Consider the following 7,821-nt stretch of genomic DNA (forward strand, 5'->3'; position numbering starts at 1 on the left):
ATAGGCTCGCGATATAGCTCTACGAACTTATCTGCCGAAGGAATGCGAAACCAAAAATGGGGACCTTTCAGAATACTGCCTTGGGAGCGTTGTTTGAGCAAACTGCCATATTTTTGGGCTTCTACCACTTCTTTTTTGAGCGTGATTTCAGCAACTTTTTCATCAGCAAAAACTACAATTTCACTGATGTCGCCATTGTTGAGCATAGTTTCGAAGCTATCGGGAGAGGTTTCCACTGCCGAATAGCTTCTGCTAAAATACACCACACTCAAAACAATAGCTATCAGCGTAAAAACCAGCCACATCTGATAGTTCGGATTGGGGTTTTTAGGTCTGTTGAGGTTGTTGTTGGGTGAATTTTGAGGGTTTTGGGGAGTTTTTTCTTTATTTTCTGCCATAAAACTAAGTGTCTAAAATCTTTACGAAAAATGTTGCACTTGTGCATCGCCCCAAAGCTCTTCCAAAGCATAAAACTCTCTTTTGCTTCTTTTGAACACGTGAGCGACCACATCAACATAATCTAACAAAATCCATTCCTTATTTTGTTTTCCTTCCTTATGCCAAGGTAATTCTTTCAAATTTTTATAGACTTCCTCCTCAATGGAATCGGCAATGGCGTCTATTTGAGTATCAGAAGTTCCTGTGCAAATAATGAAATAATCAACAATCGCTGTTGGTACTTTCCGCATATCCAGTAGCACAATATCTTGTGCTTTCTTTTCTTGCATACCCTTGATAATCAAATCACAAAGGTTTTTTATTTCAACTTCCTTGCTTTTTTTTTGCTTCATTCGCTTGTTTTTTGTATTATTGGATTGAAGTTTGCATTAAACAAAAATAAACTAAATTTTCATTTTTCTGATGCAAAATTACGAAAATTTTTCTAAAAAAATCAAAACTTTATTTGTCGGTCAAGATTTCCGCTATCTGCCAACTTGTCATTCTACCAATGAGTACGCCTTTTCTTTGCTTTCATCAGAAGATTGCTTTGAAGGCACTACTATTCTCACCGATTGCCAAACAGCAGGCAAAGGACAGCAAAATAGCTCTTGGGAAGCCGAGCCCGCTCAAAATATCACGCTTTCAGTGATTTTGTATCCCAATTTTTTGAAGGCTCAAGAGCAATTTTACCTGAATATTGCCGTAACGCTTGCCATTCACGATTTTCTGAGCCATTTTGTTCCCGAAGTTTCATTACTAAAAATCAAATGGTCAAATGATTTGTTGTATCAAAATCAAAAAATTTGTGGTGTTTTGATACAAAACCTTGTTTCTGGCGAAAAAATTCAGAAATCGGTAGTTGGCATAGGAATAAATATCAATCAAAAAGTTTTCAAATATCCGCAGGCAGTATCTTTGAGCCAACTAACGGGTTTGATGTATGATTTACCTTTTTTAGTGCAAAAATTATTAGAAAATTTGGAAGGTCGCTACTTGCAATTACGTTCAAAAAAATTTGATGAGTTGCGGCAGAATTATTATGAAAGATTGTTCGGCTTTCAGGAATGGGTATGGTTCAGAAAGCAAAATCAGACTTTACAAGGAAAAATTTGTGGCGTAGATAGCACAGGAAGGCTTCAAATAGCTTTTTCTGAACGCTTACAGGCATTTCAGTACAAGGAAATTGAATTTTTATTGGAACGAATGTAATATTTTTGTATTTTAGCACCAAAATTATTGCAAATCCAAACCAAGTGTATTACTTCAAAATTTGAACGTATGAAAAAGTTATTATTTTCTGTGATTTGTTTGATAGGAATAAGCATATTAGCTAAAGCCCAAGACCTCAAAAAGGCTGATGAGGCTTTTGAACAGGGGACTTTTGAAGTTGCTTTGCCCATTTATCTTGCCGCTCATAAAAAAACACCCCAAGAACCTGCTTTGAACTACAAAATAGGGGTTTGCTACCTGAAAAATAAAGATGGTAAAGAGCAAATGAAGGCACTAACTTTTTTGGAAACTGCCAAAAATAAAATTAACGATAAAGTGCCTGTACGGATGCATCATTACTTGGGTAGAGCTTTGCACTTGCACCAACGCTTTGATGATGCCATAAAAGCATACAACGAATTTGCCCAAAAAGCCCCCACTACCGATAAGTTTCAGGCAGAAAACAAAAGAGCCATTGAAATAGCTCAAAGTGCCAAAGCGGTAGTAGCAAAACCCGTAAAAGCTACCATAGCCAATTTGGGTAAGGTTATCAACAGCGATGGTTCGGAGTTTGCACCACTGATTTCTGCCGATGAAACCATTTTAGCTTTCACGCGTTCTGCTCAGCAAGCCACTGCCCAAGAGCAAGTAATGCTTGCTCAAAAGAAGGATTATGCTTGGGTGAGCATCGCTCCGATTGATTTCAAACTCAATAAAAACGTAGGAACCGTAGGACTTTCGCCTGATGGACAAAAAATGTTGATTTATGTGGGCGAGGGTAACAACACAGGAAATATTTACAGCAGTAAAAAAATGGCAACGGGCTGGTCGGCTCCTGAAAAATTAGGCAGTGAAATCAATTCGGGATATTTGGAAAGCAGTGCCAGCCTTAGCCCTGACGAAAATGTGATGTATTTTGCTTCTGATAGGCCGGGCGGAATGGGCGGTAAGGATATTTACAAAATAGAAAAACAGCCTGATGGCTCCTGGGGAAAACCTCAAAACTTGGGTGCAGATATCAATACGCCTTATGATGAAGATGCTCCATTCATTCACCCTGACGGCAAAACTTTGTTTTTTACCAGCAACGGACACAATTCTATTGGCGGTACAGATATTTTCAAAAGCACTTTGAGTGGCGGAAAGTGGTCTAAACCTGAAAATTTGGGCTATCCGATAAATTCTGTCTTTAACGATGGCTATTTAGTGGTTACTGCCAATGGCAAAAAAGCCTATTTTTCCTCCGACCGCCCCGAAGGACTTGGTAAGCAAGATATTTACTCCGTAATTTTGCCTGATGATAAAGGCATTGCCCTTACAATGGTAAGAGGTAGAATTTTGGCGGGCAATCCTCCTAAACCCGTAGAGGCACGTATCCGTGTAGTAGATAAAGAAACGCAACAGGTTTTGAAATATGTCTATAATCCCAACCCACACACGGGCGATTACTTGATGATTTTCCCTCCGGGCAAAAATTACGATATGATTGTAACTGCCGAAGGTTATTTACCTTATCTGATAGCTATCAATATTCCGAACCAAGTGTATTTCCAAGAAATGTATCAGGAAATAAAATTGGAAAAGAAACTGGAAAATGGCAAAGAAGTGGGTGAAAAAATCACGATAGAAAATAACTTTGACCCCGAAAAAGAAAATCCTAACAACTATCAGGGCAGAGATTTAGACCTTTACGATATGATGGAGGATATTATTCAGTCTGAAGATAGCGTAGCCCTGAATTATCTTTTGGAAGTGCTTTACAAAAACCGAAAAATTGATGCTAAAGATGACGGCACCAAACCCAAAGATAATAAAGTACAAGTTACTTATATGTATGCCGACTCCAAAGGGCAACTCAAACCCTATAAAGTAGAAGAAAAAACCATTATGGTAATGCCACCCATTGAAACAGACGATTATTCTGTAAATAGTGGCGAAATTACACTCAATAAATCTTATACTGCTTATTTTGAAAGCAACTCTGCTCAACTCAACGAAAGAGCCAAGCAAGAAATGAAGCGATTTATTGAGTATATGAAGCTCAATAGTGGTGTCAATGCTGAAATTTTAGGCTATGCTTCCTCGGAAGGGAAAGCAGAAACCAACCAAAAACTATCTGAAAGTCGTGCCAAAGCTGTATATGATTATTTCGTAAATCAGGGAATTAGTAAAAATAGACTAACCTTCAAAGGCTTGGGGGCAAATCCTTCCCCCGACCCCGAAGCCGCCAAACGCCAAATGCGTAGAGCAGACTTCCGTTTGCTTCAAAAGTAAAAAAGTGTAATTGTTTAGAGCTAATTTGCAGTAGGGAAATAAGAAGCAAGAAGCAGGATTTTAGTAAATAGAAATTAGATTGCAAAATGAGAGTTGAAACTCTTAAAGTTGTGAACTTCAAACTCATTAAACGCAAATGATTACAGAAAATTAAAAGCGACAACATCACTTGATAGTGATGCTGCCGCTTTCAATGCCCAGCCAAAACGCTTGCAATTTTTTCTAAATCTTGCATTTGCAAACCTACGGAAGAGGGCAGGCTCAAAGATTTTTCATAAACTTTCCAGCTAATATCATTTTCTTGCACATACATAGCTTTTTGATGCATAGGCAAGCGGCTCAAAGGACACCAAAGTTTGCGAGTCTGAATGGCGTTTTCTTTGAATTTTTGAGTAAGCGTGGCACTATTTTCAAAAAGTGCTGTAAAAAGCCAATGATTAGGCTCTACTTTTGGCAAAGTATCTTGCCAAATAGCTTTTCCCTGTAAAATATTCGTATAAAACTCGTGAATAAGCTGTTTTCTTTCTAAAAAAAGGCTTATTTTTTCCATTTGGGCTACTCCAATTGCCGCCAGTGGGTTAGGCAAACGATAATTATAGCCTATTTCATCGTGATAATATTCTTCGCTACTTATTTTTGCCTGATTTGCCCAATGACGCACTTTTTTTGCTATATCCTCATCATTGGTAAGTACCGCTCCGCCGCCTCCCGTACTTACAATTTTATTACCATTGAAGCTCAAAATACCTACTTTTCCGAAAGTTCCTGCGTGTTTGCCTTCGTAAAAAGAACCCAAAGCCTCTGCCGCATCTTCCACGAAAGGAATTTGGTATGCCCGACAAATTTCTTGGATTGCAGAAATATTGCCCAAATTGCCCAAATTATGTACAAGCACAAGTGCTGAAATGCGTTTTTGGGTAGCTTTATGAAAGGTTTGTTCTTTTGTATAAAAACATTCGTTTTCCAAAAATTTGAGCAATAAATTTTCATCTAATTGCCAAGTAGCAGGGTGAATATCTACAAAAAGAGGCTCGGCACCGCAGTAGTGAATAGCGTTGGCAGAGGCAACAAAGCTAATATTAGGCAAAATAACGAGGGTATCTTTTTCAACTTCTACGGCTCTGAGAGCCAAATGCAAAGCCGCTGTACCCGAAGAAACGGCTACTACATAAGGGCTTTGGGTATAAGTTTTGATTTTTTGCTCAAAAATTTCAATAAACTCCCCTACGGTAGTTATCCAGCCTTTTCTGATGCATTCTTGAACGTAATCACTTTCAGTTTCAGTTATGTAAGGAGCTAAAAGTGGAATTTGAAAAGTTGTTTTTTCGCCACTTTCATAAACTTGCGATATAGTATCTGAAATTGTAAAATTTTCCACCTTACTTATGCTTTTTTTGTGCGGGGATAGGTTCTTTTACCTTCCGAAATCCACGAATAGCAAGCGGTATCCAGCCTAAAATAGGAATATAGTAAGCCAAAACCAAAGGATTTTGCAAGATAATTCTCAAAGCCGAACCCCAACCTAATTTTAGGGGACTTTCAAAGTCTTGTTTTTTTACCCTTACTCGTTCAAATTCGGCAAAAAGCAGAGGCCAGCCAATAGGAACGGTGTAAGGAAAAAATTTGAAATATTTGAATAGTAATTTGAAATGCTCGCCTAAGCGATAAGGTTTTTTGCCATATTTCTGCTCGGCTTCGGTAAGCTCGGCTTGCATTTGCACGTGAATTTTATCGGCAATCACACGAAAGTCGTCATAAGTCATTTCCTCAAAGGGTTTTTCGGTCATTTCGTAAGGTTTTACTCTTTTGCCCATTACGAAAATGAGTTTGGCAGGAAAACCCATATAGAAAATCCAAGGAAAAAGTAGAATGAAAGGGGTAATCAAGCCCAAAGGAAGGAAAGGTATGCCCAAAGCATTGGCAATTTTATTGACCACCTTGGAGCTGTACGTATAAGGATTGATAAATTCACCATTCACCACTGCCACAGGTACAATATCGGTGCGGTACTTGATAGCCATACGTACCATAGAGGTAGAAAGTTTTTGGAGTTGGTATCTGCGATTGAAGCCTTTTCCGATGCCTGGCACCCCTTCGGGGTAAATCATCACATTGAAATCGTTTTGATGCATAAGGGTTTCAAAATTGAGCGTAGTGGCATCTACGGCTCCTCCAACTTTTTTCCAAAAATGCTTGATTTGGTAGGGGTTCATTAGCACCGAAGCCGAAAGCATTGGAGCTGTAAGCGGACGCACTGCATCAGAACCATAATTTTTGAGTTCGTGCACGCGATTGATAAAAATCATTGCATCCCAAGGGAAAGCCATACCCGAATGGTTGCTGGCAAATATTAGAGGACGTTCGGGATTATTGCGTTTGGGATAATTGCTTTCTTCAAAACCAACCAGTTCCGAACGAAAATAAACCTTATCAATCAGGCTCAAAACATCTTTGGAAAGAGCCTTTCCCAAACGAATATCAAACAAATAATCTAATACGTAGAAGTTATTTTTTACCTCTTCGGTGAGAGTTTCGTGCCGAGTGGTGGAAATAGAATTACCTGAATTTTCCATAAGCATACTTTTTTGCTAAACAGAGCAAAGCCATTTCACAAAACTAATAAAATTTGATAAAACTCCAAAAATATTCTCTTGCCAGCGGCTTTTTCCTGTTTTTGTATAGTTTTGGTATTGTTTAAGTATTTGATTTTGAATTTTTTGAAATTCGTTGCTATCAAATAACCTTTCATTTACAACGCTTTTGCATAGTTTTTGCTCTTTTTTGCCAAATAAAAAACTTTTGAAAACCCAAAAATCAAAATTTTATGCAAATGATGAGCTATTGCTATTTGCCTCACGATGGATTCGAGGGGCGAAACCAAAATTATGGTGCTTACGTACTTCGCCGCAACTATTCGGTTGTAGTAAGCAGAGTATTGCTTTTGGTGGTAGTTGCCAGCGGACTGCTGTTTGGCTTGCCTACGCTGAAAAGGTTATTTTTTTCTGAACCTATACAGGAAGTTCAAAAAGAGGTGGTAATTGATTTGGATAATTCTAAACCCATAGAAGATATAAAAATTCCTGATGAACCCAAACAAGACACTAAAATCGTAACACCCATTGCTCCCGAAGAAATAGAACCTATCAGCGAAAAAAAATACACAGAAATTGAAATAAAACCCGATAATACCAAGCCTGATGTGCTTACTACTACCGAAGAAATGGATAAAAACAATACAGTGGTAGGAAATAACAATGTAGAAGGGGAGGGTGCAACCAATAAGCCCGAAGTTGTGAAAGTTGATGAAAATGCAGGAACAGACCTCAAAGAAGCCTCCACAGGCGAAGAGAATAAAGATAAAATTTTTGAACCCTTTGAATTAGATAAAGAGGCTGTATGCGAAGGGGGCATTGATGCTTTCAGAAAAGAATTGGAAAAAAATGTCAATTATCCCCGAACAGCTCTCAAAAAAGGTACCCAAGGAAAAGTAATGTTGTATTTCGTCGTTGATGAAAAGGGTAGAATGTCAAATCCTAAAATTATCAAAGATATAGGCGATGGTTGTGGCGAAGCGGTTTTGGAGGCATTTGCAAAAGTGAAAATGGTTTGGTCGCCTGCGGTGAGAATGGGCAAACCCGTCAAATCTATCAGAAGAATACCTGTAAATTTTGTTTTGCCTAAATAAGCCCCAAGACCGATAAGCAACCCTTGAAGGGTTTTCAACAACCCTTCAAGGGTTTATTCATTTAAGTTTTGACCTAAATAGTTACGTTTTGCTTAAATAGTCGTCCCTTAAAAAGTCTGTTTAGAGAAAAATCAAAGTGTAACAATAGAAATTTCCTTCCAAAAAGATGAATTTTTAAGATGTATTATCGGGTTTAGAGCGATGATGTCGCT

General features: G+C 38.3%; 6 protein-coding genes and 1 pseudogene. 3 read left to right on the forward strand and 4 right to left on the reverse strand.

Going from position 1 to position 7,821, the window contains the following annotated elements; genetic code table 11:
- Positions 1–398, reverse strand: a pseudogene (locus ACWITO_RS12175) (hypothetical protein); the annotation flags it as partial.
- 21 nt (positions 399–419) lie between these two features.
- Positions 420–791: a ribosome silencing factor gene (rsfS, locus tag ACWITO_RS12180; RefSeq protein ID WP_448530272.1), complete on the reverse strand. Its 372-nt coding sequence runs from the start codon at positions 789–791 to the stop codon at positions 420–422.
- A 70-nt stretch (positions 792–861) separates the two neighbouring features.
- Between rsfS and ACWITO_RS12185 the strand changes: the two genes are divergently transcribed.
- Complete coding sequence (locus ACWITO_RS12185) at positions 862–1,650, forward strand: biotin--[acetyl-CoA-carboxylase] ligase (protein WP_448530273.1); 789 nt, start codon at positions 862–864, stop codon at positions 1,648–1,650.
- Between the two features lie 69 nt (positions 1,651–1,719).
- The gene (locus ACWITO_RS12190; RefSeq protein WP_448530274.1) at positions 1,720–3,924 is read left to right on the forward strand and encodes an OmpA family protein; all 2,205 of its coding nucleotides are present in this window, start codon (positions 1,720–1,722) and stop codon (positions 3,922–3,924) included.
- Positions 3,925–4,114: 190 nt separating this feature from the next.
- Here ACWITO_RS12190 and ACWITO_RS12195 read toward each other — a convergent pair whose 3' ends face one another.
- Both ACWITO_RS12195 and ACWITO_RS12200 read right to left on the reverse strand, forming a co-directional pair.
- Complete coding sequence (locus tag ACWITO_RS12195; protein ID WP_448530275.1) at positions 4,115–5,302, reverse strand: LegC family aminotransferase; 1,188 nt, start codon at positions 5,300–5,302, stop codon at positions 4,115–4,117.
- Position 5,303: 1 nt separating this feature from the next.
- Positions 5,304–6,497 (reverse strand): 1-acyl-sn-glycerol-3-phosphate acyltransferase, encoded by a 1,194-nt coding sequence (locus ACWITO_RS12200; protein WP_448530276.1) that lies wholly within the window; start codon positions 6,495–6,497, stop codon positions 5,304–5,306.
- Positions 6,498–6,754: 257 nt separating this feature from the next.
- Between ACWITO_RS12200 and ACWITO_RS12205 the strand changes: the two genes are divergently transcribed.
- Entirely contained in the window at positions 6,755–7,609 is an 855-nt protein-coding gene (locus ACWITO_RS12205; RefSeq protein WP_448530277.1) for an energy transducer TonB, read from the forward strand.
- The last annotated feature ends 212 nt before the right edge of the window (positions 7,610–7,821 follow it).

This window comes from Raineya sp. (genome assembly GCF_053497555.1).